The 26176-nt window shown below is 71.5% G+C and carries 18 protein-coding genes; 8 read left to right on the forward strand and 10 right to left on the reverse strand.

The features are described from left to right. The first annotated feature begins 6 nt into the window (after positions 1-6). The 5 genes from OO60_RS03385 to OO60_RS03405 are packed head-to-tail and all read left to right on the forward strand — an operon-like array spanning position 7 to position 7734. A complete protein-coding gene (locus OO60_RS03385; protein WP_033260744.1) occupies positions 7-390 on the forward strand; it encodes a hypothetical protein in 384 nt (127 codons plus the stop codon). Between the two features lie 10 nt (positions 391-400). Beyond that, positions 401-1483, forward strand: a complete 1083-nt coding sequence (locus OO60_RS03390) for a sensor histidine kinase (protein WP_033260927.1) — start codon at positions 401-403, stop codon at positions 1481-1483. Next, positions 1480-2088, forward strand: a complete 609-nt coding sequence (locus tag OO60_RS03395) for a response regulator transcription factor (protein WP_033260745.1) — start codon at positions 1480-1482, stop codon at positions 2086-2088. The genes OO60_RS03390 and OO60_RS03395 overlap by 4 nt, the downstream gene beginning before the upstream one ends. A gap of 33 nt (positions 2089-2121) precedes the next feature. Next, positions 2122-2466: a hypothetical protein gene (locus OO60_RS03400; protein WP_033260746.1), complete on the forward strand. Its 345-nt coding sequence runs from the start codon at positions 2122-2124 to the stop codon at positions 2464-2466. A 3-nt stretch (positions 2467-2469) separates the two neighbouring features. Continuing rightward, a complete protein-coding gene (locus OO60_RS03405; protein WP_033260747.1) occupies positions 2470-7734 on the forward strand; it encodes an NACHT domain-containing protein in 5265 nt (1754 codons plus the stop codon). Here the strand turns inward: OO60_RS03405 and OO60_RS03410 are convergent. Genes OO60_RS03410 through OO60_RS03450 form a run of 9 tightly spaced genes read right to left on the reverse strand, consistent with a single transcriptional unit; the run spans position 7677 to position 18643 of the window. Continuing rightward, a complete protein-coding gene (locus OO60_RS03410) occupies positions 7677-9074 on the reverse strand; it encodes a rhamnulokinase (protein ID WP_003094068.1) in 1398 nt (465 codons plus the stop codon). The two genes, OO60_RS03405 and OO60_RS03410, sit on opposite strands and share 58 nt — an antisense overlap. A 5-nt stretch (positions 9075-9079) precedes the next feature. Next, positions 9080-10501, reverse strand: a complete 1422-nt coding sequence (locus OO60_RS03415) for an L-fucose/L-arabinose isomerase family protein (protein WP_003094065.1) — start codon at positions 10499-10501, stop codon at positions 9080-9082. Between the two features lie 10 nt (positions 10502-10511). After that, positions 10512-12530 (reverse strand): bifunctional rhamnulose-1-phosphate aldolase/short-chain dehydrogenase, encoded by a 2019-nt coding sequence (locus OO60_RS03420; protein WP_003094062.1) that lies wholly within the window; start codon positions 12528-12530, stop codon positions 10512-10514. A gap of 2 nt (positions 12531-12532) precedes the next feature. Next, positions 12533-13699: an L-rhamnose isomerase gene (gene rhaI / locus OO60_RS03425; protein WP_003094060.1), complete on the reverse strand. Its 1167-nt coding sequence runs from the start codon at positions 13697-13699 to the stop codon at positions 12533-12535. Between the two features lie 5 nt (positions 13700-13704). Continuing rightward, positions 13705-14040: an L-rhamnose mutarotase gene (locus tag OO60_RS03430; protein ID WP_003094057.1), complete on the reverse strand. Its 336-nt coding sequence runs from the start codon at positions 14038-14040 to the stop codon at positions 13705-13707. Continuing rightward, entirely contained in the window at positions 14040-15101 is a 1062-nt protein-coding gene (rhaS, locus tag OO60_RS03435; RefSeq protein WP_033260928.1) for a rhamnose ABC transporter substrate-binding protein, read from the reverse strand. The genes OO60_RS03430 and rhaS overlap by 1 nt, the downstream gene beginning before the upstream one ends. A gap of 5 nt (positions 15102-15106) precedes the next feature. Next, positions 15107-16096, reverse strand: a complete 990-nt coding sequence (locus tag OO60_RS03440) for an ABC transporter permease (RefSeq protein WP_003094052.1) — start codon at positions 16094-16096, stop codon at positions 15107-15109. After that, the gene (locus OO60_RS03445) at positions 16089-17129 is read right to left on the reverse strand and encodes an ABC transporter permease (RefSeq protein WP_033260749.1); all 1041 of its coding nucleotides are present in this window, start codon (positions 17127-17129) and stop codon (positions 16089-16091) included. The genes OO60_RS03440 and OO60_RS03445 overlap by 8 nt, the downstream gene beginning before the upstream one ends. Continuing rightward, positions 17126-18643, reverse strand: coding sequence for a sugar ABC transporter ATP-binding protein (locus OO60_RS03450; RefSeq protein ID WP_003094047.1), 1518 nt, complete (start codon positions 18641-18643; stop codon positions 17126-17128). Before OO60_RS03450 ends, OO60_RS03445 begins: the two co-directional genes overlap by 4 nt. Before the next feature lie 161 nt (positions 18644-18804). On the opposite strand from OO60_RS03450, the gene OO60_RS03455 reads away from it, so the two are divergent. Continuing rightward, positions 18805-19842 (forward strand): LacI family DNA-binding transcriptional regulator, encoded by a 1038-nt coding sequence (locus OO60_RS03455; RefSeq protein WP_033260750.1) that lies wholly within the window; start codon positions 18805-18807, stop codon positions 19840-19842. A gap of 76 nt (positions 19843-19918) precedes the next feature. Next, a complete protein-coding gene (locus OO60_RS03460; protein ID WP_003094042.1) occupies positions 19919-22291 on the forward strand; it encodes a glycoside hydrolase family 2 protein in 2373 nt (790 codons plus the stop codon). Between the two features lie 227 nt (positions 22292-22518). Here OO60_RS03460 and OO60_RS03465 read toward each other — a convergent pair whose 3' ends face one another. Further along, positions 22519-22896, reverse strand: a complete 378-nt coding sequence (locus OO60_RS03465; protein ID WP_033260930.1) for a DUF488 domain-containing protein — start codon at positions 22894-22896, stop codon at positions 22519-22521. Positions 22897-23167: 271 nt separating this feature from the next. Between OO60_RS03465 and OO60_RS03470 the strand changes: the two genes are divergently transcribed. Continuing rightward, positions 23168-26155 carry an AfsR/SARP family transcriptional regulator gene (locus tag OO60_RS03470; protein ID WP_033260751.1) on the forward strand — a complete coding sequence of 996 codons (2988 nt, stop codon included), beginning with the start codon at positions 23168-23170 and terminating at the stop codon, positions 26153-26155. The last annotated feature ends 21 nt before the right edge of the window (positions 26156-26176 follow it).

A 26176-nucleotide genomic window follows, 5' to 3' on the forward strand; every position in this document is an offset into this window, starting at 1 on the left:
TCCGGCATGACCAGAACCGAAGCCGCCGGGTTCCGCCCGGTGCTCCTGCTCACCGGCGCGTACGCCGGGTTGTCCCTGCTCACCTTGGTCGTCATCGTCGTGTTCCGCGACCACCCGGCGATGGTGACCGACGCGGTCTGGGTGCGCGCCACCCTCGTCGTCGCCAGCTCGCTGCTGACCTTCGCCTTCGCCCGCAGCGCCGCCCGGGGCTCGCGGAAGGGCCTGCTGCGGCTGCGGATCGTGGCGGCGGTGATGCTCGTGGCGATCGCCGTCATCGTCGTGCTGCCCGGCTTGTTCCCGTTGTGGCTGCGGATCGAGCAAGCCGCCTGCGGGCTGCTGCTGCTCGGTGTCACCCTGCTGGTCAACGGCCGGCGGCTGCGGGAGCGGTAGCGTGCGCCCGGTGGACGGGACGAGGGACGTGCAGCGCTGGGTGCGCGGCTGGCGGCTGCGGCTGCTCGACGCGGGCATGCTCGTCTACCCGGCCGTGACGCTCGCGGCCGTGCTGCAGCACTCACCGGGCGCCGGCGCGGTGCTGGGCTGCGCGGTCGTCACCGCGTTCGCCGCCGGCTACCTGCTCGCCGCCGCCGCTGCGGCCCGCCGGGCCACGCGGCCGTTCTGGCTGCTGGTGGGCGGCTGCGCGGTGCTGTTCGCCGTCGCACTCCCCTTCGCCCACGCCGACGCGTTCTTTCTCGCCGCCGTCGTCCTTTCCCTGGCCGCCCCGCGGCTCCCCCGGCGGGCCGCGGCCGCGCTGGTGGCGGCGTCCGCCGTGGCCGCCGTCGTCCTGCCGTGGGCGGTGCGGCCGTGGCAGAGCGGGCCGGGCTGGACGCAGGCGGTCGCCCTCGTGTTCACCGTCCTGATGGTGTCCGCGTTCGCCGAAGCGATCCGCGCCAACACCGCGCTCGTCGAGGCCCGCGCCGAGGTCGCGCGGCTGGCGTCCGAGGCCGAACGCGCCCGGATCGCCCGCGACCTGCACGACCTGCTCGGCCACTCGCTCACCGCGATCACGGTCAAGAGCACCCTCGCCCGGCGGCTCGTCACCGCCGAGGCCACCCGCGCGGGCGAGGAGATGTCGGCCGTCGAGACGCTGGCGCGGCAGGCGCTCACCGACGTGCGCGCGGCCGTGTCGGGCTACCGCGAGGTGACGCTGGCCGTCGAACTCGCCCGCGGGCGCGAGCTGCTGCGCGCGTGCGGGGTGGCCGCGGACCTGCCGACGGCCACCGACGTCGTCGCCCCGGACCGCCAGGAGCTCTTCGGCTGGGTGGTGCGGGAGGGCCTGACAAACGTCGCGCGCCACGCCCGCGCGACCCGGTGCACGGTCACCCTTTCGGCCGCGTCGGTGGAGGTGGCCGACGACGGCGGGGGCGGGCCGGCGCCCCACGGTTCCGGCCTCGACGGCCTGCGCGAGCGCGTCGAGGCGGCCGGCGGGTGCTTCGAAGCGGGACCGGTGTCCCCGCGCGGCTGGCGGCTGCGGGTGACGCTGTGACGATCCGGTTGCTGCTCGCCGACGACCAGGCGCTGGTCCGCGAAGCGTTGTGCGCGCTGCTGTCCCTCGAGGACGGCTTCGAGGTGGTCGCCTCGGTCGGCCGGGGCGACGAGGTCGTGGCGGCGGCCCGCGAGCACCGGCCCGACGTGGCCCTGCTCGACATCGAAATGCCGGGCCTGGACGGGCTGGCGGCCGCGGCGGTGCTCACCGCGCAGGTGCCGAACTGCCGCGTCATCATGCTCACGACGTTCGGGCGCGCCGGCTACCTGCGCCGCGCGATGGAGGCGGGCGCGGCCGGGTTCGTGGTGAAGGACGCGCCCGCCGAAGCGCTGGCCGACGCGATCCGCCGGGTCCGGGCCGGCGAGCGGGTGGTGGACCCGGCGCTCGCGGTGGCGACCCTGGCGGCGGGCGGATCACCGCTGACCGCCCGCGAACGCGACGTCCTCATCACGGCCCGCACCGGCGCGACGATCGCCGAGATAGCCGGGCGCCTCTACCTGTCGGAGGGCACAGTCCGCAACTACGTCTCGGCGGCGATCACCAAGACCGGGGCCCGCAACCGGATCGAAGCCGTGCGGATCGCGGACGAGCGCGGCTGGCTGTAGCTGGCGGAGCAGGTGCGCCAGTAGGTTGGAGGCATGCCCGAACCGATCCTGGTCTCCATCGCCGCCGCACTGGCGGCGAAGGGTGCGACCGGCCTCTACGACCTGGTCAAACGCAAGTTCGCGAAGAACCCCAAGGCCATCGCGGCCTTGGAGGCGGCCTCGGCGGCTCCGGAGGACGACAAGCCGATCACCGCCCTCGCCGAGCGGCTTTACGAGGCGGAGGCGGAGGACGGGGAGTTTTCCGAAGCGTTGCGGGCGGAGTGGGACAAGCTGCCGGAGAGCCGCGTGTCGCACGGCGACGTGCACAATTCGGTGACCGGGACCGTCACCGGGAAGGTCGTGCAGCTGCGGGACGTGCACGGCAACATCAACCTCTGAGCCGTGGCGGACAACCAGTTCACCGGCGACGCCCGCACCGTGGCGCAGTTCGGCGCGGTGTACGGCGTGGTGAACGTCCACGGGACCGCGGCGGCGCCGGAGACCGAGGTCGCGCCGCCGAAGGGGTGGGACGACCGGCCGGAGCTGCCGCCGGCCGTCCGGAACCTGCTGCAGGTCCAGATCGACACCGCGAAGGACCTGCCGTACCAGCTGCCCGGTGCCCGGCAGACGTCACTGGCGGCCGTCTACGTGCGGCAGGAGATCAGCAGCGAGACCGACAGCGGGCCGGCCGAGCCGGCCCGCCCGCGCCCGGTGCTCGACGGCCGCGGGCAGCGGATCGACCTGCCGGCACGGCCGGTGCCGCGGCTGGTGGTGCGGCCGCCGTCCCGCACGGTGCGAGCCGCCCTCGACGACGACGACCACCTGCTGGTCACCGGCGGCCCGGGCCAGGGCAAGTCGACGCTGTCGCTCCGGCTGGCGGCGGACATCGCCCAGCAGTGGAAGGGCCACGACGGCGAAGCGCCGCTCGCCGAACCGGTGATCCCGGTGCGCCTGCCCGCCCGGGAACTGGCCGCCCGGCTGAACCTGCCGTTCTTCCAGGCACTGGCGGAAAGCGTCCAGGCCGAGTACGGCGCGCTGCTCGATTTCCCGGTCGAGGCCGGCACGCTGGCCGGGCGCGTGGCGGGCTGCCGCTGGCTGCTCCTGGTCGACGGCCTGGACGAGGTCGCCGACCTCGTCCAGCGGGACCGGCTGATCAAGGTCCTGGCCTCGCGGGCGTCCCAGGAGGCGTCGGCTCACTACCGGATCGTGCTGACCACGCGGCCGATCGCCGGGGCGGCGCTGGCGCCGTTCCACGGAGCCGGTGCGGCGCGCTATGAACTCTTGCCGTTCGACGAAGAGGCGTTGCGCCACTTCGCGGCCAACTGGTTCGCCGAGGGCGACACCGCCGAGCGGTTCGTCCGGCAGGTGCACGACGCGAACCTGGACGAGCTGGTCCGCGTGCCGCTGCTGGCCACGATCGCGGCGATCATGTTCGAGCAGGACCGCGACCGGCGGCTGCCGGACAACCGGTACGAGCTCTACGAGAGCTACCTGACGTACCTGCAGTCCGCCCGCGTGATCGCGCCCTCGCCGTGGGACGAGTGCCGCTCGCGGCTCTTCGAGCACCTCGGCTGCGTGCGGTTGGAGGAGGACACGTCGCTCCTGACGGCGGCCTGCGACTGGGTGGCCGCCAACGCATCCCATGCCTGCGGCGGCACGAACTGGCGCGAGCAGCTGACGACGTACCTCACCGCCGTCGGCCCGTTCGTGTCCCGCGCGGGTGAGCTGCGGTTCCTCCACCACAGTTTCGCCGAGCACCTCGCGGCGACGGCGCACGCGCTGCGGCTCCCGGACCGGTTCGACCCGGAAGCGGAAGAATTCGTCCGGCTGCTGCACACCGCGCGCCCGGGCGAACGCGGCCGGCACGCCCGGCTCGTCCTGCTGCACTACACCCGGTTGCGGCAGCCGGAGACCGACCGCCTGATCAGGCACCTGCACGCGGGCAACCCGGCGATGCACGTACTGGCGGCGCGATTGCTCGCCTGGCACGCCCCGGCGGGCGTGGAAACCACGGACGCGTTCCTGGCCACCGCCCGGAAGTGGGCGATGACCACGCAGTACCCGGCACAGGTGATCCTCACCCAGGTGAGCCGCGCCGCCCACCACCCACCGCTGGCGGGCTGGCTGCGCGACCTGATGGGCGACGCGGAAGCGCCGTGGGAGTCACGGATCGAAGCGGGCCGTGCGCTGGCGGCACGGTTGTACGGGTCCGACCGTGTTGATGCGGTGGAGATGCTGCGGTCGGTCGTCGAGGACGAGGCGATCGCGGTCGAGTTCCGGTTCGAAGCGGCCAAGGCGCTGGCCGAAGGCAGCACGGACGAACGACTGACGGCGGTGTCCGGTCTGGTGTCGGTGCTGACGGACCCGGGCGCGACTGCGTTGCAAAACCGGAACGCGGCGATCGTGCTCGCCGGGTTGGGGCCGGAGCCACGGACCCGAGCGATCGAGGCGCTGGCCAGGCTGCTCGACGACTCCGACGTGCCGCAGGACGACATGGTCCAGGCAGCGCTGGGACTGCTTGAGATCGGAGCCGGGTACGAGGACCGGTGCGCCGAGCTTTTCCGCGCCATCCTGGCCGGTCCCGACGATGCCACGCCCGACGTGCGGAACGCGGCCTTGGGCTTGGCGTCACTGGGACACCTCGCGGATGTGGTGACCGCGCTCAAGGCCCGGCTCGCCGATCGGCGGCCGAACCGTGTTCGCCTCGCGGCCATCCTGCTCGTCCAGCTCGGGCCTCAGTACCGGTTGGAAGCGGCGGAAATGCTGTTCGCCTCGGCCTCCCGCCCGGGTGTGCGTACCTCAGTCCGGGTGAACGTCGCCGGCACGCTCGAAGCTTTCGGCACGGAGTTTCGTGAGAGCGCACTGGCCTTGCTCCGCAGAGCCTCCGCCCACCGGCCGGTCGACACCAACGCGCTGCTCTGGATGGCCGACACCTTGGCCGACTTCGGTCCGGAGTACCACCTGGAGGCTGCACGGGAATTCAACCGCGTGGCTGATCATCCCCATGCCGCGCACTTCGAACGCACCATTGCGCTGGGCAAGCTCGCCGAGCTCGGCGAACCCCACCGCGCGGCCGCCCTGCAGGCGCTGCGCGGTGACTTGACGAACCGCAGTGCCAATCCCGATCTCCGCGTCGGGGCGGGCCGTGAGCTCGTCAGGCTGGGGCCGGCATTCCACGCCGAGGCAGCTCAGCAGCTCTTAAAGATCGCTTCGGGCCGCGCTGTCGATCCTCAGGTGCGCATGTCGGCGTGGCAAGTACTCCAGCCGCTCGGGACGGCCTTCCACCACCAGGCATCGGACGCCCTCCTCACGCTCCTCGGTCCTCAAGAGGCAAGCGCTTGGGAAGCGCACACTTCGACCGGCGTCTTCTATCCCTACGACGGCGATGTCGATTCGAACGCCGCAGCCGTCGCACTGGTCTCGGTGCTGCGTGATCCGACGCGGAGTGTCCGGCACCGCGTGGCGGCCGCGCGCAGCTTGGTGAATCTCGGCCGGCACCACCACTTCCAGGCCATTGAAGGATTCGCCGAGCTCCTCGACCGAAAGGAGATACCCTTCGATGAGCTCACACTGGCGGTGGGTGCCTTCTCCGACGTGAGTGTCACCCGGCGAATGGACCTGGCCGATTTGCTGGCCGCCACCGTGGTACCGGGACAGGCTTCGGCCGAACTGGTTTGCGCGACGGCCGAGGCATTGGCCGAGCTGGCCCTCTCCCACCCGCGGGTCGACGCCGCGGTGCGTGCCCTGCGATCCGACGAATCGATCGCCGGCGGCCGACGCGCCGAGGCGGCCGTCATCGTCGCCGCGCAAGACCCGGCCGAAGTCCCGACCGCCCTGGAGATCGTGCGGCCCCTACAGCACGACATCGGCATTCACACGTGGTCCAGTCACATCCGGGATCTCGCCGAGCTCGGCGCGGAACTGCCCGGGGAGGTGAGCACGGGCACCGCGGCCGCGGACGCGGCGGTATGGGTGCGGCAGGAGTGCGCCGAGCTGCTGACCGAATACCGTCCCGACCTGAGCCACGAGGCGGTGGCCGAGCTGCGCTCGCAAGCCGAGGACGAGCACCTTGCGTTCACCTGGCGCTCCTCGGCACTTCTGCAGCTGGTGCAGCTTGACCTCGCCACCGTCGACGAAGCGATCGGTTTCCATCGGAGGGCTCTCGACGACGAAGGAGAACTCGTTCGCCACCGCTGCGACGCCGCGAACACACTCGTGCAGCTCGATCCCGCACAGGACGGTGCCGCGCAGCCCGTCCTCCGAAGGCTGGCCGGTAGCTCCGGGCTATCCGACGCCGAACGCGCGGTCGCTGTCAAGCGACTCACCTGGAACAGTCTTCCGCCGACCGAGTTCCTTCCGCTCGTGCGGGCCATCGTGCACGCTCCGGCGACCTCCCCCACCGTGCGGCAGGACCTCGCCCGGCTCCTGCCCGCAACCGAGTTGCGAGCCGTTTCGCGGGCGACGATCGCCGATCGCTTCGCGTCGGTCGCGTCCTGGACGGGGGCCACCTCCGGCTACTGGGACAACTGGTCCTTGGCAAGCGAACTCGAAGCCACGCTTCGGGACGCGCTGGCCGCTCCCGAAACCTCCGAAGCCGAGCGGATTGCCGTCGCGTCCGCGCTGGCCGACCTTTCCCCTCGGCTCGTCCCGGAAGCCGTTGCCCTGTTGACGGATCTCGGCGAGAGCGGCCATCTCCGGCAGCGACGGCTTCTCGCCCTCGCGGAGCTGGAGCCCGCGTGGCGGCAACGCCTCCTCGCCGGCACCCGTGACGGATTCGACGGCGCAGGGTGGCGGCAGCAGCTCGAGGCCGCGGATCTCCTCCTGAACCTCGACCCCGAACCGTTGACGGACGGCGACCGTGCTTGGCTGACGAGGATGCTCCACGACGCCCGTTTCGCCGATCAGCAGCGGATCGTGGTGTCCGCCGCGCTCGGGCGGCTCAACGCCATCCGTGCCCTCCGTGACAACCCGGAAAGCAGCCCGGTGACGCATTGGCTGGCGGCCGGCTGGATGCGCGACTACACCCGCGAGGACCGTGAGCGCGGCGCTCAGGTTCTCGCAGCCATCGCCGAAGATCAAGCCTCCCGGCCTGCCCTGCGCTGGCGGGCGGCTCAGGATCTCGCGTTGTTCGGCACGCGCGGCCGCGAGCTTGCCGTGGAACGGCTGCAGGCGATGATGCCGGACGAGACGTTGCCGCTTCTGGCCCGCATGAACGCCGCGCAAGTGCTCGGCGACATCCGGCCGGACCTGCGTAGTGAGGCATTGGCCTTCCTCCACCGGCTTGATGCCACCGCCCGCCCCTTCGTCCGGTTCCAGGTGCTCGAAGCCATCGGCCGGTACGAACCGGAGGAGGCTGCGCTCGCCTTGCGGGCCATCGCCGAAGACGCAGCGCAACCGTCTGTCATCAGGCTGCGCTGTGCCAAAGCGATGTCCGCATTGCACCGGGACTACCGTGAGCCCGCCGCGCTCGTTTGCCGTGAACTGGCGCACGACATCGCCGTGCCTCGCCATATCAGGGCTGGCGCGGCGCGAATGCTGGCCCTCCTCAGTGCCATGTGCCGCCAGGAAGCGCGGGATCTCCTAACCGAGATCAACGCGAACTGGGGCCGTCAGCTGAATAAACGGGCCTCTGCGGCCGCCCAGTCGGCCGTTCCCGACGGGTCGTAGCGGCGGATCTCCTGCGTCTCGCGCACCAACGCCCGCATCGACGCCAAGTCCGGTAGGTCCTCTCCCAGGGCCCGGGCCTGGACCAGCACGTTACCCAGCGCTGCCGCCTCGACCGGGCCTGCCAGGACCGGGACTCCGCATGCGTCCGCCGTCGACTGGCACAAAAGCTCGTTGCGGGCGCCGCCGCCCACCAGGTGGATCATGTCGACCTGGCGGCCGGCGATGCGGGCCGCCTCGTGGATTGTGCGGCGGTGGGCCAACGCCAGGCTGTCCACTATGCACCGGACCATTGCCGCTCGGTCGGATGAGGGGCGCTGGCCCGTTGCTTGGCAGGCTGCGGAAATTCGGGCTGGCATGTCGCCCGGCGGGAGGAACTCGGGTGCGTCGATGTCCACCACCGCTGCCAGGGCTGGGGATTCCGCTGCGGCGGTGAGCAGAAGAGGGAGGTCCGAAGTGGACCATGTCCGCAGCGTTTCCGACAGTACCCACAGGCCCATCACGTTGCGCAGGAAGCGGATCGTGCCGTCGACTCCGCCTTCGTTTGTGAAGTTCGCCGCCAGGGCCGCGTCGCTCAGCACCGGGGCGGGCAGCTCCAGACCGGCCAGCGACCACGTGCCCGACGAGATGTACGCGAAATTCGTTCCGGGGGCCGCCGGGACCGCGGCCACAGCCGATGCCGTGTCGTGGGAGCCCACCGCGACCACCGGGACGCCGCCCAGCTCGTCCGCCGTGCCCACCACTGTCCCGGGGTCGCGCAACGGGGGCAGCAGCCGCGGCGGGATCCCCACGCGAGACGCCAACGATGTCGCCCAGGTTCGAGCGCGGACGTCGTACAGCTGGGTCGTCGAAGCGTTCGTGCGCTCGGCACCGATCGATCCGGTGAGCCAGTAGTTCAGCAGGTCCGGAATGAGGAGCATCGTCGACGCCGCCGAGAGGCGGTCGCCTTCGGAAACCAGCTGGTAGAGCGTGTTGAACGGCAACTGCTGCAGGCCCGTCACGTCGTAAAGGGACCGTGGGGAGAGCCGAGCGGAAACCCGAGCGGGAATGCCGTCCGTGCGCGAGTCGCGGTAGTGGACAGGATTGCCTAGGAGGGCGCCGCGGTCGTCCAGGAGTCCGTAGTCCACCGCCCAGGAGTCGATGCCGACGCCGTCCAGGCGGCCGGCTTCCCGGATCCCGGCCAGGGTTTCGCGGTACAGCCCGAGAATGTCCCAGTACAGCAGCGGCCCCGCGCGGACGCCGCCGTTCGGGAAGCGCCGGACCTCGTCGACCGCCAGCCGCGAAGGCCCGACCGTCCCGGCCATCACCCGGCCGCTGGACGCGCCGAGGTCGACCGCCGCCACTCGCTTCACGGGCGGACCACCGTCAGCTCCAGGCCGAGCAGGTCCGCCACCGCCGTCAGTTCGTCGACGCGGTGGCCGGTGCCGAGCGCCCAGTGGTGGGCGATGCCGCTCGCCGACCACGCGTCGGTCCACTCGCCCGGGTCGCAGCCGAAGTCCACACGGGACGTCGTGTTGCCGATGCGCAGCAGCGGTCCCGGTACCACCGTGCCCTCGGATGCGATCAGCGTGAACGTTCCGTCCCGGCGCTGGCCGAGCCCGCACAGCGTCACCGGCCCGTGCTGGACGTCGAACTCCACCGAGACGCCCCAGCCGCGCTTGCCGTGGTAGACGCCCAAGCCGCGCAGCAGTGGCTTGCGGGCGCTGATCCCGAGGTGCGCCGGGCCGTCGTGGCCCATCTCGACCACGCCGTCGCGGAAGTTCAGCGCCTGCAGCTCGGTGAACGAACCGCCCGCGCCGAGGCGGTCCATGACGAGCATGGCCAGTGACGTCCGCAGCTCGTACTCGCCGACCGCCGGGATGCCGCGGGCGGTGAGCAGGGACGCGCCGAGGATGAACCCGGCGCCGACGCGCTCGTGCGCCTCGCCGTCCAGGCCGCGGTGGTAGTAGGCCAGGGAGTCCAGTGAGAAATCCGAAACCAGGCGGTCGAGGGCGACCGAAACCCGGGCGCCCCAGGCGAAGTCTTCATCCACAACGGACTCGTCCACAGTGAACACTTCGCGGGCCAGCGCGACGCGCGCGGCGGTTTCGGCGTCGGTGACCTTCTCGACGCGGACCCGCAGGTCGTCGATCTCCAGGATCTCGACGTGCCCGCCGAGCTGGGCCGAGACCAGGGTCGGGTCGGTGGCGACGTCCATCATGCCCGGGTAGAGGTGCCCGAGCAGGCCGTGGCGGCCGTGCCGCAGCGCCGCACGGACGCCGGCTGCCTTGATCCAGCGGGAAATCCGCGTCCAGGCGCGCTCGTCCTCGAGGTAGCCGGACACCGAGCGGAACTCGACGCCGAGGCGGCGGAACGCGTTGGCCATCTCCGGCAGCGGGCAGGCGCCGCAGTAGGCCAGCCACGCGCCGGTGTCGAAGGACTCGTGGTCCATCGCCTCGGTGGGCTGCAGGTTCAGCAGCAGCACCGGCGCGCCCGAGCGCTGCGCGACCGGGGCCAGCATGCTGGACGTCAGGTACGTCGTGAGGAACCCGACGATCAGGTCGCACCCGGCCACCCGCAGCCTCTCGGCCGCGGCCGCGCCTTCGGCGGCGTCGGAGACGAATCCGGCGTCGATCACCTCGCAGTCCATTCCGGACAGTCGAGAAGAGACGCGCCGGGCCGAGTCCTGCAGCTGGGGCAGCAGGGCCGGGAACTGCGGCCAGTACGCGCCCAGCCCGCCCGAGACGAGGCCGACGCGCGTGCGGCGCGGGGTCGTGCGTTCCAAGGTCATCGGTCCTCCGTCAGCGCAGGAACGCGGCGGCCACCCCGGCGTCCACCGGAACGTGCAGGCCGGTGGTGTGGGTGAGGTCGCCGCCGGTGAGGGCGAACACCGCGGCGGCGACGTGCTCGGGCAGCACCTCGCGCTTGAGGATGGTCCGCTGGGCGTAGAACTCGCCGAGCTTCGACTCCTCGACGCCGTAGACCGCCGCCCGCTGGGCGCCCCAGCCGCCGGCGAAGATGCCGGAGCCTTGGACGACGCCGTCGGGATTGACGCCGTTGACGCGGATACCGTATGCACCGAGTTCCGCAGCCAGTAGCCGGACTTGGTGGGCCTGATCGGCCTTGGCGGCCCCGTAGGCGACGTTGTTCGGCCCGGCGAACACCGAGTTCTTCGACGAAATGTAGACGATATCCCCGCCGATGCCCTGGTCGATCATGGCCTTGGCCGCGGCGCGGGCGACCAGGAACGAACCCTTGGCCATGACGTCGTGCTGCAGGTCCCAGTCGCGTTCGGTGGTTTCCAGCAGTGGCTTGGAGATGGACAGCCCGGCGTTGTTGACGACCAGGTCGATGCCGCCGTACGCGAGCACGGTGGCGTCGACCGCCGCCTGCACGGCTTCGGCATCGGTTACGTCGGCGGTGACGGCAGTGCCGCCGATCTCCGACGCGACCGCCGTCGCTGCGTCGCCGTTGAGGTCGGCGATCGTCACGCAGGCACCTTCGGCGGCGAGCCGCTGGGCGATGGCCTTGCCGATCCCGGAGCCGGCCCCGGTGACCAGGGCGATCCGCCCGGCGAGGGGCTTGGGTTTCGGCATCCGCTGCAGCTTCGCCTCTTCGAGGGCCCAGTATTCGATCCGGAACTTCTCGCTCTCCGGGATCGGCGCGTAGGTCGAGACGGCTTCGGCGCCGCGCATCACGTTGATGGCGTTGACGTAGAACTCCCCCGCCACCCGCGCGGTCTGCTTGTCCTTGCCGAAGGAGAACATCCCGACGCCGGGAACGAGCACGATCGCGGGGTCGGCGCCGCGCATCGCGGGCGAATCGGCGTCGGCGTGCCGGTCGTAGTAGGCGGCATACTCCGCACGGTATTCGGTATGCAATTCCTTCAGCCGCGCCAGGATATCGTCGACCGGGGCCGTCGCGGGCAGGTCGAGGACCAGCGGTCGGACCTTGGTGCGCAGGAAGTGATCCGGGCACGAGGTGCCCAGCGCGGCGAGCGGCGGGAGCTTCTCCCGGGACAGGAACTCGAGGACGACGTCGCTGTCGGTGTAGTGCCCGACGACCCGCTGGTCGGTCGAGGCCAGGCCGCGGATCACCGGCGCCAGGGCCGCCGCCCGCGCGTGCCGCTCGGCCGCCGGCAACGCCTCGAAGCCGGGGACGACCGGCCCGAACGGCTCCGGGGCGCCTCGCTCGGCCAAGAAGGCTTCGGCGGTGCGGATGATGTCGAGGGAGTTCCGCTCGCACTCTTCGGAAGTCGTGCCCCAGGCGGTGATGCCGTGCCCGCCGAGGATGACGCCGATGGCCTGAGGGTTGGCCGCCTTGACCGCGGCGATGTCCAAGCCCAGCTGGAACCCGGGCCGCCGCCAGTCGACCCAGGCGACCCGGTCGCCGAAGCACTCCTTCGTCAAGGCCGGGCCGTCGGCCGCGGTGGCGAGGGCGATCCCGGAGTCGGGGTGCAGGTGATCGACGTGGTCGGACTCGACGAGACCGTGCATGGCGGTGTCGATCGACGGCGCCGCCCCACCGCGCCCGTGCAGGCAGTAGTCGAACGCGGCGACCATCTCGTCCTCGCGCTCGACCCCCGGGTAGACGTCGACGAGCGACCGCAGCCGGTCCAGCCGCAGCACCGCGAGCCCGGCCTCGGTGAGCGTGCCGAGGTCACCGCCGGAACCCTTGACCCACAGCACGTCCGTGGGCGAACCGGTGACCGGATCGGTCACCGAGCCCTTGGCCGAGGTGTTGCCGCCGGCGTAGTTGGTGTTGCGCGGGTCGGCTCCGAGCGCGTTGCTGCGCGCGATGAGCTGCTCCGGCACGGTCATCCTCATGCTCCCCATCCGGCCTGCGTGCCGCCGGCGCGCTCGGCCACGATCTGCTCCTGGTACCCGCTGCGGGCGTACGCCGCGACCGGGTCCGGGTCGAGCCCGGCTTCCGTGCGCAGCTCGGCCAGCAGCGGCCGGACGTCGGTGTTGTAGGCGTCCATCAGCACGGCGTTCGCGCCGAGCACGTCACCCGCCTGCTGCGCCGCCCGCAGCGCGGGGCGATCGACCAGCAGCGCCTTCGCGGTGGCTTCCTGGACATTCATCACCGACCGGATGATCGCCGGGATCTTCGCCTCGATGTTGTGACACTGATCCAGCATGAACGCAATACCGTATGCAGGATCCAATGCGTCGGCGCGGACGATCTCGTACATGATCCGGAACAGCTGGAACGGGTCCGCCGCCCCGACCATCAGGTCGTCGTCGGCGTAGAAGCGGGAGTTGAAGTCGAACGCGCCCAGCTTCCCGGCCCGCAGCAGGAAGGCCACGATGAACTCGATGTTCGTCCCCGGAGCGTGGTGGCCGGTGTCGATGCACACCGTCGCCCGCTCCCCCAGCTCCATGCAGTGCGCGTACGACGTGCCCCAGTCCGGGACGTCGGTGGCGTAGAAGGCGGGCTCGAACAGCTTGTACTCCAGCAGCATCCGCTGCTGCGGGCCCAGCCGGCCGTACGTCTCGCGCAGCGCCGCCGCCAGGCGGTCCTGGCGGTCGCGGATGTCGTCCTGACCCGGGTAGTTGATGCCGTCGGAGAACCACAGCTTCAAGTCGCGCGAGCCGGTCGCGTCCATGATGTCGACGGCTTCCAGGAGGTGGTCGGTCGCCTTGCGGCGGATGCCCGGGTCCGGGTTGGTCACCGAGCCGAGCTTGTAGTCCTCGTCCTGGAAGACGTTGGTGTTGATCGCGCCGATCTCGATGCCCAGGTCCCGCGCGTACGCGGTCAGGGCACCGTAGTCGTCCACGCGATCCCACGGGATGTGCAGCGCCACGCTGGGCGCGACCCCGGTGAACCGGTGCACGGTCGCCGCGTCGGCGATCTTCTCCTCCGGCGTGCGCGGGACACCCGGTTGCGGGAACACCTTGAACCGGGTGCCCGAGTTCGCGTACGCCCACGACGGCGTCTCGATGCGCTGGGCCCGCAAAGCCGCTTTGACCGCGGTCAAGTCGCCCATGGCGATCACTGTCCTTTCTGGACGTCGAGGTGGAAGACCTCGTCGAGCAGCTGGAACCCTTCATCCGGCGGACCGCCGTCGAGACCGGTGAAGAACTCCGCCATTTCCGCCTGCCAGCGCGTGTTGACGTCGGTTTCCGCCATGGCGGCCTGTGCGGCTTCGAGGTCGTCCGCCTCGACGTACCCGATCAGCAGACCGTCGTCGCGGAGGAACAGCGAATAGTTGCGCCAGCCGGTGTCGTGCAGGGCCTGCCGCATCTCGGGCCAGACCGATCGGTGCCGCTCGGCGTAGGCGGCCTTCCGGTCGGGCTTCACCTGGAGGCAGAAGCAGTACCGGGGCATCAGAAGTTGAACTTGTCGATGTTGTTCGCGTCGAACGTCGTCGGCGGGCCGAGCACGATCTCGCCGTTCTCGCCGATCGTGTACTCGCCGAGCTTGCCCGCCTTGAACTTCTCGCCGGTCTTGCCGGTGATCTGGCCGGACTTGAGCGCGACGCCGGCGTAGGCGGCGAGGTAGCCGATGTCGGCCGGGTTCCACAGCGCGAACTGCTTGACCGTGCCGTCCTTGACGAAGGCGCGCATCTGGTTCGGCGTGCCGAGACCGGTCACCGCGACCTTGCCCTTGTAGCTGGACGAGCTGACGTACCGCGCGGCGGCGGCGATGCCGACCGTGGTCGGCGCGACGATCACCTTGAGGTTCGGGAACGACTGCAGCAGGCCCTGGGCCTCCTGGAACGACTTCTGGTCGTCGTCGTTGCCGTAGGCGACCTTGTCCAGCTTCAGGCTCGCGTACTCCGGCTTGGCGAGTTCCTTCTTGAACACGTCGATCCAGGCGTTCTGGTTGGTGGCGTTCGGCGTCGCCGACAGCACCGCGACCTCGCCCGAGCCGCCGGAGAGGTCCTTGGCCTGCTTGGCCAGCGCCTCGCCGATGCCCTGGGTGGTGGCCTGGTTGATGAAGACGTCGCGGCAGTCCTTGGCGGCGTCGGAGTCGAAGGCGACGACCTTGATGCCGGCGCTGCGGGCCTGGTTGAGCGACGGGCACACCGCGTTCGGGTCGTTCGCGGCGATGCCGATGACGTCCTGCTGCTGCTGGATCAGCGTGTTGATGTAGCTGACCTGCGACGACGCGCTGGCGTCGTTCGGCCCGACCAGCTTGTACTCCCCCTTCAGCTCTTCGAGCGCCGCCTTGCCGCCGCTGACCTCGATGTCGCTGTAGGGGTTGTTGAGCTGCTTGGGCAGGAACGCCATCTTGACGCCGGTCGCGGCCGCCGCGTTCGGGTTCGCCGCGGCGGTGGACTGCTGGCCGCCGGAGCCGGCGTTGTCGTTCTTGGTCGTGCCGCTGCACGCGGCGAGGACCAGCACCAGCCCGGCCGACACTGCACCGGTGAGGAACCGTCGGGACATCTTCGTCACCTTTCCGGAGTTACCGCTTGCCTGCGGCGACGCACTGCCGTGCGGGCCGAAGTCACGATGTTGGGGAGCAGGACCGACACGATGAGGAGCACGCCGGTCACGATGTTGAGCGCTTCGTTCGACACGTCCTGCAGGCGCAGCGCGTTCTGCAGGGTCGCCAGCAGGACCACCCCGGCCAGCACACCGGGCAGCGTGCCCTTGCCACCGAAGATGGACACCCCGCCGAGCAGCACGGCGGCGACGACGGCGAGTTCGAGGCCGAAACCGTTGTCGGCGCGGGCGCTGGAATACCGCAGCGTCCACAGGACCCCGGCGAGCCCCGCGACCGCGCCGCTGACGACGTACAGCCAGAACTTGAGCCGTCCGGTGCGGATCCCGGCGAACCGGGCCGCCTGTTCGCCCGCTCCGGCGGCGAAGACTCCGCGGCCGATCGGGGTCGCGTGCAGCACCACGCCGAAAATGAGCGCGACGACCACCAGCGGGATCAGCACGTTCGGGATCGGGCCGTCGCCGATCGTCCCGGTCACCCAGCTCGTGTAGGCCCGCGGGAAGTCGGCGACCGCGCCGTCACCCAGGACCACGAAGGCCAGGCCGCGATAGAGGGCCAGGGTGCCGATCGTGACGGCCAGGGACGGCAGCTTCAGCACAGTGACGAAGAAGCCGTTCAGGGCGCCGAGGACCGCGCCGAGCACGATGCAGAGCGGGATGATCGTCTCGATCGACAGCCCCGCGTCCCACAGCGAGCCCATCACCGCCGACGTCAGGCCGAGCGTGCTGGCCACCGAGAGGTCGATTTCGCCGGTGACGATGATGAACGTCATCGGCAATGCGACCAGCGCGATCGGGAGCAGGTCGAGCAGCAGGAACGTGAAGTTGCGGCTGGTGCCGAAGTTCTCGACGGCGCCGGAGGAGACGACCAGCACGAGCACCGTCACGACGATGACCGCGGTGTCCCAGCTGAGCAGCCGGTTTCCCCGTTCAGACATGGGAATCCCTCTTCTTCAGTGCCTTGGCGACCCGGACGGCGACCAGCCGGTCGGCGCCGATGGCCAGCAGGATCAGCGCCCCGACGATCGCCTGCTGCCAGAACTGGTTGATGTCGAGCACGGCCAGCGCGCTGCCGATCACGGTCAGCAGCAGCGCGCCGAGACCCGCGCCCCAGACCGAGCCGCTGCCGCCGAACACCGCGACCCCGCCGACCACGGCCGCGGCGACGACGTTGAGCTCGTAGCCGGTGCCGGCGGCCGCGTCCACCGTGCCGAACCGGGCGGCGAACAGGACTCCGGCCAGCCCCGCGAGGGCGCCGCTGACCAGGAACGCGGCGCTCGTGTTGCGGCCGACTTTGATGCCCGCCAGCTTCGCGGCCTGCGGGCTCGAGCCCATCGCGTACAGCTCGCGCCCGGCGCGGTAGCTCCGGAGCACGATCCCGGCGGCGACCAGGACCAGCACCGCGATGAGGACCAGCCACGGCACGCCGAGCACCGACGCGGTGCCGAAGTCCAAAAAGGACGTGGGCAGCTTGTCGGCGTTGATCTGCCGGCCACCGGCCCAGAAGTAGCTGACCCCGCGGTAGGCGTAGAGCGTGCCGAGCGTGACGACCAGCGCGGGCACCTGGCCGAAGCGCACCAGGGCGCCGTTGACCAGCCCGCACACCGCGCCGACACCCAGCCCGGCCAGGATCGCGACGATCACCGGCAGGCCCGGGTGGTCCTTCATCAGCGTGCCGACGGCGAACGCCGACAGGCCGAGCACCGAACCGACCGACAGGTCGATGTTGCGGGTGATCATCACGATCGCCTGCCCGACGGCGAGCACCGCCAGGATGGCCGTCCCCAGCAGGATGTCGCGGATGCTCTGCCCGGACAGGAACCGGGAATTCTGCGTCGCGGTGAACGCGACCAGCACGACCAGGGCGAGCACGATGCCGGATTCGCGGGCCTTCAGCACGTTCGCGGTCCACGACCGTCGCGAATGGACAGCCGGTTCGTTCGTCACGCGGGCCTCCTCGGTGACAGTCATGCGGCGGCCCCCTGGCCCATCGCGGCGAACATCACCGAGTCCTCGGTGGCCTCGGCGCGCGGGAGTTCGGCCACGATCCGGCCTTCGCGCATCACCAGCACCCGGTCGGCCATGCCCAGCACCTCGGGCAGTTCCGAGGACACCATCACGATCGCGACGCCTTCGGCGGCCAGCGACGACATGAGCCGGTGCACCTCGGCCTTCGTGCCGACGTCGATGCCGCGGGTCGGCTCGTCCACGATCAGCACCCGCGGAGCCATCGCCAGCCACTTGGCCAGCACGACCTTCTGCTGGTTCCCGCCGGAGAGGGTGCCGACCGGGTCGCCGAGCCTGCGGTACTTGGTGCGCAGGCGTTCGGTCCAGCGCCGTGCTTCCCGGCGTTCGCTCGCGCCGGTCAGGAAGCCGAGTTTGGACAGCGCCCGCGAGCGCGGCAGCGTCACGTTCCGCTCGATCGAGAGGTCCATGATCAGGCCCTGCTGCCGCCGGTCTTCGGGAACGAGAGCCATCCCGGCGGCCATCGCGGCCCGCGAGGAGTGCGGCTTGAGCTTCTTGCCGCTCACCTTCACCACACCCGCGTCCCGCTCGTCGACGCCGAAGACCGCCTGGACGACCTCCGAGCGCCCGGAGCCGACCAGGCCCGCGAACGCGACGATTTCGCCCGCGCGCACGGAGAAGGAGATGTCGCGGAAGACGCCCTCGCGGGCCAGGCCCTCGACTTCGAGGACGACCGCGCCGGGTTCGACGTCCTGCTTGGGGAACAGCGCGTCGAGGTCGCGGCCGACCATGCGCTTGACCATCTCGTCGACGGTGACGTCCTCGAGGGCGTCGGTGGAGACGTGCTTGCCGTCGCGCATGATCGTCACGCGCTGGCAGAGTTCGGTGATCTCCTCGAAGCGGTGGGAGATGAACATGATCGCCGCGCCTTCCCCGCGCAGCGTCCGGGCGACGCTGAACAGCCGTTCGACCTCGATCCGGGTCAGTGCGGCGGTCGGCTCGTCCATCACCAGCACGCGGGCGTCGGCGCCGAGCGCCTTGGCGATCTCGACGATCTGCTGGTCGGCGATGGACAGTCCACGAGCCGGGCGGGCGGGGTCGATCCGGACGCCGAGGCGGGCGAACAGGCGCTCGGCCTCGGCGCGGATCGCCGTCCGGTCGATCCGGCCGAGGCTCTTGCGCGGGTGGCGGCCCATCACGATGTTCTCCGCGACGCTCAGGTCCGGGAACAGCGTGGGTTCCTGGTAGATGACCGCGATGCCGGCCGCCTTCGCGTCGGCCGGGGAACCGAACTCGACGGGCTGCCCGTCCAGCAGCAGCGTGCCGTCGTCGGGCCGGTGCACGCCGGCCAGCATCTTGACGATCGTGGACTTGCCGGCGCCGTTCTCCCCGACCAGCGCGTGGGCCTCCCCGCCGTGCAGCCCGAAGCTCACACCGGCGACGGCCGCGACCGCGCCGAACGACTTCGTCACGCCGCGCACCTCCAGCAGAGGGGCCCGGCCCGGGTCCTGCCGCGTCATCGCGACCTCCGGATTGAAAGGTTTCACAAATCTGGTGCGGTGAAGCTACTATGCGACGGAAGAAGAAGTCAATGGATCGGCGCAGCCGTGGCCGAACGGCATCTCCAGCAGGTAGTTCGTGGTGATGTTACGTTTCAACGCCCGGGCCGAGAGGGGGTCGCATGGTGGTCAGGGAGCCCGGTGCCGAGCCGAGGGCCGCGGGGATGAAGGACGTCGCGGCGGCGGCCGGCGTCTCCCTCGGCACGGTGTCCAACGTGCTCAACCGGCCCGACCGGGTCAGCCCGGCGACCCGGGCGAAGGTCGAGGCCGCGATGGCCGAACTCCGGTTCGTGCGCAACGAGTCCGCGCGGCAGCTGCGCGCCGGGCGCAGCCGCGTGCTGGCCTACGTCATGCTCGACGGCAGCAACCCGTTCTTCACCGACGTCGCCGCCGGCATGGAGGACGCCGCCGACGCCGGCGACCTCTCGCTGTTCCTCTGCAACAGCGCGCACCAGCCGTCGCGCGAGGCGGCCTACCTCGGCCGGCTCGAGCAGCAGCGCGTCCAGGGCATCCTCATCACGCCGGTCGACCCGGACGCGCCGGTGCTGCACGAGATCGCCCGCCGCGGCACGCCGGTGGTCGTCGTCGACCGGACCCCCGGCGGCACCGCGCTCTGCTCGGTCGCGGTCGACGACGTCTACGGCGGCGAGATCGCCGTGCGGCACCTGCTCGAACAGGGCCACGAGCGGATCGCCTTCGTCGGCAACCACCCGAGCGTCGGCCAGGTCCGCGACCGGCGGCTCGGTGCGATGCGGGCGCTGAGCGCCGCCGGGCTCGGCCCGGACCACCTGGTCGACCTGACGACGTCGGCGCTGACGGTGGCCGACGGCCGCGGCGCCGGCGAGCGGCTGGCCGGCCTGCCCGCGCCGGTCCGGCCGACGGCCGCGTTCTGCGCGAACGACCTCGTCGCGCTCGGCCTGCTGCAGACCTGCGCGAACCTCCGCATGCGCGTCCCGGACGACCTGGCGATCGTGGGCTACGACGACATCGAGTTCGCCGCGGCGGCCGCGGTCCCGCTGACGTCGGTCCGCCAGCCCCGCCGGCGCCTGGGCCGCACGGCCGCGGAGCTCCTGCTGGCGGAAACCACCGAAAACGGGCACGAGCACCGGCAGGTCGTCTTCACCCCCGAACTGGTGGTCCGCGCCTCGACCCTGCGCTGAGCAACCGGCTGATCGTTTGTGACGTCTTACCGCGGGCAAGCGATATCACCGGGGAGGCCGAGCAGGGAGGTCGCCGATGGCCGGACGGCAACCGCGACTGTCCCGGCGCGGGTTCCTCGCCGCGAGCGGGGCCGCGCTGCTCGGCGCCGCCGTGGCCGGCTCGGCCGGCAACGCCGCGCCGGGCCCGGAAGCCGTCCGGCTGGGCGATTTCTGGCTGTTCGGGCGGTACGACGACGGCTGCACCGAGCTCGGCTTCGACGAGCTCGACCTCGCCCCGGTGCAGCTGCCCCACTGCGTGACACCGCTGTCCTGGACCGGCTGGGACCCGGCGTCCTGGCAGGACCGGTGGGTCTACCGCCGGCACTTCACGGCGTCACCGGGCGAACGCCGCACTGCGCGCTTCGACGGCGTCATGACCGACGCGGAGGTCCACCTGAACGGCCGGCTGGTCGCCACCCACCACGGCGGCTACCTGCCCTTCGAGGTGGAGCTGCCGGACGTCGTGGCGGGCGACAACGTCCTCGCCGTGGTCGTCGACGGGCGGTGGGCGCTGGACGTCCCGCCCAACCTGCCGCGCAGCCCGGGCCCGTCGGTGATCGACTTCTACCAGCCGGCCGGAATCTACCGCCCGGCGACCATCGCCGCGGTGCCGCGGATCCGCCTGACCGACGTCTTCGCCCGGCCGGTGGACGTCCTCTCCCCCGGCCGGTCCCTGCACCTGACGTGCACGCTCGACGCACCCGTGGTCGGCCAGGTGACCGCGTCGGTGCGCCAGGCGGGCCGCGAACTCGCCCACGGCGCCGCACCCGTGCGCGGCAAGACCGTCGAGTTCGACGTCACCGGCCTCGACGCGGTCCGGCTCTGGGACGTCGAGGACCCGGCACTCTGCGACGTCGTCGTGACCGTCCGGTCCGGCTTGCGCGTACTCGACCAGCGGGTGGTGCGAACCGGGTTCCGCGACGCCCGGTTCACCACCGAAGGGTTCTTCCTCAACGGCAGGCGCCTGAAGCTGTTCGGCCTCAACCGCCACCAGTGGTACCCGTTCGCGGGCGGCGCGCTCCCGGACCGCGCGCAGCGGCGCGACGCCGAGATCCTGCGCCGCGAGCTGAACTGCACGATGGTCCGCTGCTCCCACTACCCCCAGTCGACGGCGTTCCTCGACGCCTGCGACGAGCTGGGCCTCCTGGTGTGGGAGGAGATCCCGGGCTGGGGCCACATCGGGGACGACGCGTGGCAGCGGCAGAACCTGTCCGACGTCGCGGGAATGGTCATCCGAGACCGCAACCACCCGAGCATCATCGTGTGGGGCACCCGGGTGAACGAGGCCAACGGCACCACAGCGATGTACGGCCGGACGGGAACCGTGGCCCGCCGGCTAGACCCATCCCGCCCGACGAGCGGCGCACTGGCCAGCACAACGGCGGCGCACTACGCGGGCGCCGACATCGAAATCCTGGCGTACAACGACTACACGGCCCGCCGCGGCGCACAGTTCCAGCTGCGCCCACCACGCCCGGGCGTACCGTACCTGGTGACGGAGACGATCGGCACATTGGCCGGCGCCCGAGCGTACCGCCGAACGGACACCCCGGCGGCCCGAGAGCAGCAGGCAGAGCTACACGCAAAGGCCCACGACCTGGCGGCGGCCGACGACCGCTACTGCGGCCTCCTGGCCTGGTGCGCATTCGACTACCCATCAGGCTGGCAGCGATCGCTGGGCGGCTTGAAGTACGCAGGGGTATCGGACATCTTCCGCATCCCCAAACCGGCCGCGGCGTTCTACGCATCCCAGGTCGACCCGGCAGTAAGACCGGTCATCGAGCCCGGCTTCGCCTGGGACTTCACCGCCCAGCCGGCGGGCCCAGGAAGGCCCGCAACGATCTGGTCGAACTGCGACCGCCTGCTCCTGTTCCTGGACAACCGCCCGGCAGGCGAGGCCCGAAGCCGCAGAGCGGACTTCCCCCACCTGCGCTACCCACCGTTCGCAGCCGACCTGACGGTCCAGAAGGGACGACGCCCCCAGCTGCGCATCGACGGTTATGTGGGCAACCACCTGGTGACAAGCCGCCAGTTCAGCGGCGACCGAAGCACAGACGTCCTCACCTGCATCCCCGACGACCCCGAGCTGAAGGCCGACGGAACGGACGCAACAAGGGTGGTGGTAGCAGCAAGGGACCAATTCGGAACAATACGAGCAGCAACACCAGGAGTGGTAACACTGGAACTGAACGGCCCAGCCACCCTGATCGGAGAAACAAGCCTGGACTTCACAGCAACCGGCGGCGCAGCAGCGGTATGGATAAGACCATCACCAGGCCCCCAAGCAACACTAACACTAACGGCAAACCACAACATTCTGGGCACGGCAACAGCAACGGTCCACGCAAAGCCCGGACCAGCAGCCAAAGGCAACCCACCAGAAGAGCTGGGTGGTCATCCCGTCGCCTGAGGCCCAAAAATCACTTTGAGCCGGGCCCGCAACCCACAGCACAACGCAAGAGAGCAGCGCAAGATTGCGGGCCCGGCTCAAAGTGATAGGCCTCAATCAGGCGACGGGATGACCACCCAGCAACCACAGACAAAGCCGAGAGAAAGAACAAAACCCCAGGCCATCCCAGAGCCTGCCCGTCCGGCGAGGACAATCTTTTACCCACCACAAAACCGCAGAATTACCACTCAGTCCGAGAGCTCAGCGACCACCTCAGCAAGCACAGCAGCCGAACTGATCCCCGGAGACCCACTACCGGTAAGCAAGGTAACGACCCCACCCCCAGCCAGCACCCGCAACCGCAACCGCAACCGCCCCAAAGCAGCAACCCGATCCACCAGCCGCAACTCCCCCCGATACCGCTCCCCGAACTCACCGAACCGCTCAGGATCATGCCCATACCAGGTCAGCAGCGAATCCGAAGGCGCAAGCCCCCGATACCACCCATCAAGAACAACGGTCCGGCCAACACCCCGCGGCCAGAACCGCTCGACGAGCACCCGAACCCCATCAGCGGCCCCCACCGGATCGGCCAGCCGCGCCACCCGGACAACCGACGGCCGCATGAGCGCATTCTGCGTCGCCCGGCCCCCACCCGCCACCGGAACCCACACAAGGGCCACCACGGCGATCGTGGAGGGATCGCCGTGGTGGTCCTACCCCCAGCTCGTGCCGCCTGTGAAGCGACAGCCGAAACCGCCGGTACCCACCGACGGCCGAGCCGGCCGCGGACATCGTCGGGAGCGTGCCCGGCGGCCCCGCCAGGATGGCGGACCGGGGCCCTACCGGCCTTGCAGTACGCTTGCAACCCCCGATCGGGTGAGCGGAGGTGACCGGGTGGAGTTCCGCGTCCTCGGCGCCGTCGAGGCGGCAGCGGACGGCGACCCGGTCGAGCTCGGCTCCCGCAAGCAGCGCCTGGTCCTCGCCGTCCTGCTCCTCGAGACCCCGCACCCGGTCGCCCTGGACCACCTCGTTGACCTGCTCTGGCCCGACGATCCCCCGGCGAGCGCGCGCAACACCGTCCAGGCGCTGATCTCGCGGCTGCGGGCGGTGTTCCGCGCCGCCGACGGTCCCGAGCTCGTCACCGAGGGGCACGGGTACGTCCTGCGCACCGACCCGGAGACCGTCGACGCCCACCGCTTCACCGCGCTCGTCCGCCGGGCCCGCGCGGCCGACGACGAGACCGCCGTCGCCCTGCTCGACGAGGCCCTCGCGCTCTGGCGAGGCGACGCGCTGGCCGGGTCCGCCTCCGCCGACGTCGCCGGGCGGCTGCTCGCCGGGCTGACCGAGGCCCGCTGGAGTGCCCTGGAAGACCGCATCGACGCGCAGCTGCGGCTCGGCCGGGGCCGGGACGTGCTCGCCGAGCTGACGACGCTGGTCGCCGCGCACCCGCTGCGGCAGCGGTTCGTCGGCCAGCTGATGCTCGCGCTGCACCGCGAAGGCCGCACCGACGCCGCCCTGGCCGCCTTCCGCGGCCTACGCGCCCGGCTGGTCACCGAGCTCGGGCTCGACCCGGCGCCCGAGCTGACCCGGCTGGAGGCCGCGATCCTCGCCGGCGACCCGGCGCTGGATCCCGGGCCGGAGCCCGGTGACGAGCCGGTGCGCCCGGCCCAGCTGCCCCACGACGTCCGCGGCTTCACCGGCCGCGCCGCGGAGCTGGCCCGGCTCGACGAACCGGCCGGCCCCGGCGCGGACATCCGCGTGGTCACCGGCACCGCCGGCGTCGGCAAGACCGCGCTCGCGGTCCGCTGGGCGCACCGCGTCCGCGACCGGTTCCCCGACGGCCAGCTCTACCTCGACCTGCGCGGGTTCGACCCCGACCACGAGCCGCTCACCCCGGCCGTCGCGGCCGCGCAGCTGCTGCGGGCCCTGGGCACCGACCCGCGGGCGATCCCGCCGGACCCGGACAGCCGCACCGCGCTGTGGCGCTCCCTGCTGGCCGACCGGCAGGTGCTCGTCCTGCTCGACAACGCACGGGACAGCGCGCAGGTGACGCCGCTGCTGCCGCCGTCGGGCACGGTGCTCGTCACCAGCCGGCAGCGGCTGGGTGACCTCATCGCCCGCACCGGCGCGCGGGCGGTGCCGCTGTCGGTGCTGCCGGCCGAGGATTCCCGGCAGCTCCTGGAAGCCGTGCTCGGGCCGCCCGCGGTGGCCGCCGAACCGGCTGCGGCGGCGGAGCTGGCCCGGCTGTGCGGGCACCTCCCGCTGGCGCTGCGGCTGGCCGCGGCCAACCTCGGCGCCGGCGAGGTGTCCGGGATCGCGGAGCTGACCCGGGAGCTGGCCGACGGCGACCCCCTCGCCGGGCTGAGCGTCGACGGCGCCGAGGAAAGCGCCGTGACGACGGCGTTCTCCGTGTCCTACCGGGCGCTGCCCGCCGGACACCGGCTGCTGTTCCGGCGGCTCGCGCTGGTGCCGGGCCAGACGTTCACCGCGCCGGTGGCCGCACAGCTCGCCGCCGTCGCCGAAGGACGCGCGGGGCAGCAGCTCAAGGCCCTCACCGCGGCGAACCTCGTCGAACGGCACCTGCCCGGCCGCTACCGCTTCCACGACCTGCTGCGCAGCTACGCGGGCGGCCGCGCCGAGGCCGACGACTCCCCCGCCGAAGCGGACGCGGCGCGGCGGCGGCTGTTCGAGCACTACCTCGCGACGGCGGACGCGGCGGGCCGCCTGCTGATCCCGCACTTCCTCCGGCTGCCGCGGCCCGAACCGCAGCCGGCGTTCGAGGGCGCCGAGGACGCGCTGGCGTGGCTGGACACGGAGTGGCCGAACCTCGCCGCCGCCGTCGAACACGCGGCCGGGCAGGGGCCGCGCGAGTACGCCTGGCACCTGGCCGACGCGCTGCGGGCGTTCTTCCACCACCGCGGCCACCACACGGAGTGGATCGACACGGCCACCACGGCGTTGAAGGCCGCGCAGGCGGCCGGCGACCACCAGGCGCAGGCGGCGATGCGGCTGTCCATCGCGCTGGCCGGGGTCAACAGCGGCCGCTACACCGAGGCGCGCGCCCACCTGACGACGGTCCTGGCCGACGGGCTGGCGGCGGACTGGCCCGCCGGGCGCGCCGCGGCGCTCAACAACCTGAGCGCGGTGCACCAGCGCCTCGGCGACGCGCACGAGGCGATCGCGTGCGGCCTGGAGGCGTTGCGGCTGTGCGAAGAGGACAGCATGCCGGGCATCACGATGGCGCTGGCCAACCTCGGGTTCGCGTGCGGCCAGGTCGGCGACTTCGAGGCGGCGCTCGGCCACTTCGGCCGCGCACTGGAGATCGCCGAGCGCGACGGCGCCCGGTTCAGCGTGGCCGTGCTGCTGGTCGACCTCGGCCACGTCCACCGCGACCTCGGCAACGCCGTCGCGGCCGAATTCTACGAGCGGGCGCTGACGGCCAACCGCGAACTCGGCTACCAGTACGGCGAAGCGGCGGCGCTGTCGGGCCGCGCGGTGATGGAAGCCCGGGCGGGCGACACGACCCGCGCGCTCGCCGACGCGGCCGAAGGCGTGGAGCTGACCCGGCGCATCGGCGACCGCGGTACGGAGGCGTCGGCGTTGGCCGCACTGGGCGAGACGTGCCTCCGGCTCGGCCACCCGGCGGAGGCCGCCGAGCACCTGACCGCGGCTTTGGCCATCGCCCGCGAGACGAGCTTCACGTGGTGTGAAGCGGCCGCGCTCACCGGGCTCGCGGAAGCGGCGCTCGCCGTGGGTGCCACCGAAATGGCGCGCACCCACGGCGAAGCGGCGGTCAAGCTCGCCGCCCAGGCCGGCTACCGCCCCCTGGAAGCCCGCGCCGCCCGCGTCTTCGACGCCGTCGTGAGTGGTAAGGCGAGTTAGAACTCGCCTTACCACTCACGA

The sequence above is a fragment of the Amycolatopsis vancoresmycina genome (assembly GCF_000716785.1).
GTDB classification, from domain to species: domain Bacteria; phylum Actinomycetota; class Actinomycetes; order Mycobacteriales; family Pseudonocardiaceae; genus Amycolatopsis; species Amycolatopsis vancoresmycina.

What these genes read in the sequence shown, in the direction of transcription:
- OO60_RS03385 (WP_033260744.1), top strand. Translation starts at nt 7, where the DNA reads ATGACCAGAACCGAAGCCGCCGGGTTCCGCCCGGTGCTCCTGCTCACC.
- OO60_RS03400 (WP_033260746.1), top strand. Translation starts at nt 2,122, where the DNA reads ATGCCCGAACCGATCCTGGTCTCCATCGCCGCCGCACTGGCGGCGAAG.
- OO60_RS03415 (WP_003094065.1), bottom strand. Translation starts at nt 10,501, where the DNA reads ATGACCTTGGAACGCACGACCCCGCGCCGCACGCGCGTCGGCCTCGTC.
- OO60_RS03420 (WP_003094062.1), bottom strand. Translation starts at nt 12,530, where the DNA reads ATGACCGTGCCGGAGCAGCTCATCGCGCGCAGCAACGCGCTCGGAGCC.
- rhaI (WP_003094060.1), bottom strand. Translation starts at nt 13,699, where the DNA reads ATGGGCGACTTGACCGCGGTCAAAGCGGCTTTGCGGGCCCAGCGCATC.
- OO60_RS03430 (WP_003094057.1), bottom strand. Translation starts at nt 14,040, where the DNA reads ATGCCCCGGTACTGCTTCTGCCTCCAGGTGAAGCCCGACCGGAAGGCC.
- rhaS (WP_033260928.1), bottom strand. Translation starts at nt 15,101, where the DNA reads ATGTCCCGACGGTTCCTCACCGGTGCAGTGTCGGCCGGGCTGGTGCTG.
- OO60_RS03440 (WP_003094052.1), bottom strand. Translation starts at nt 16,096, where the DNA reads ATGTCTGAACGGGGAAACCGGCTGCTCAGCTGGGACACCGCGGTCATC.
- OO60_RS03445 (WP_033260749.1), bottom strand. Translation starts at nt 17,129, where the DNA reads ATGACTGTCACCGAGGAGGCCCGCGTGACGAACGAACCGGCTGTCCAT.
- OO60_RS03450 (WP_003094047.1), bottom strand. Translation starts at nt 18,643, where the DNA reads ATGACGCGGCAGGACCCGGGCCGGGCCCCTCTGCTGGAGGTGCGCGGC.
- OO60_RS03455 (WP_033260750.1), top strand. Translation starts at nt 18,805, where the DNA reads ATGGTGGTCAGGGAGCCCGGTGCCGAGCCGAGGGCCGCGGGGATGAAG.
- OO60_RS03460 (WP_003094042.1), top strand. Translation starts at nt 19,919, where the DNA reads ATGGCCGGACGGCAACCGCGACTGTCCCGGCGCGGGTTCCTCGCCGCG.
- OO60_RS03465 (WP_033260930.1), bottom strand. Translation starts at nt 22,896, where the DNA reads ATGCGGCCGTCGGTTGTCCGGGTGGCGCGGCTGGCCGATCCGGTGGGG.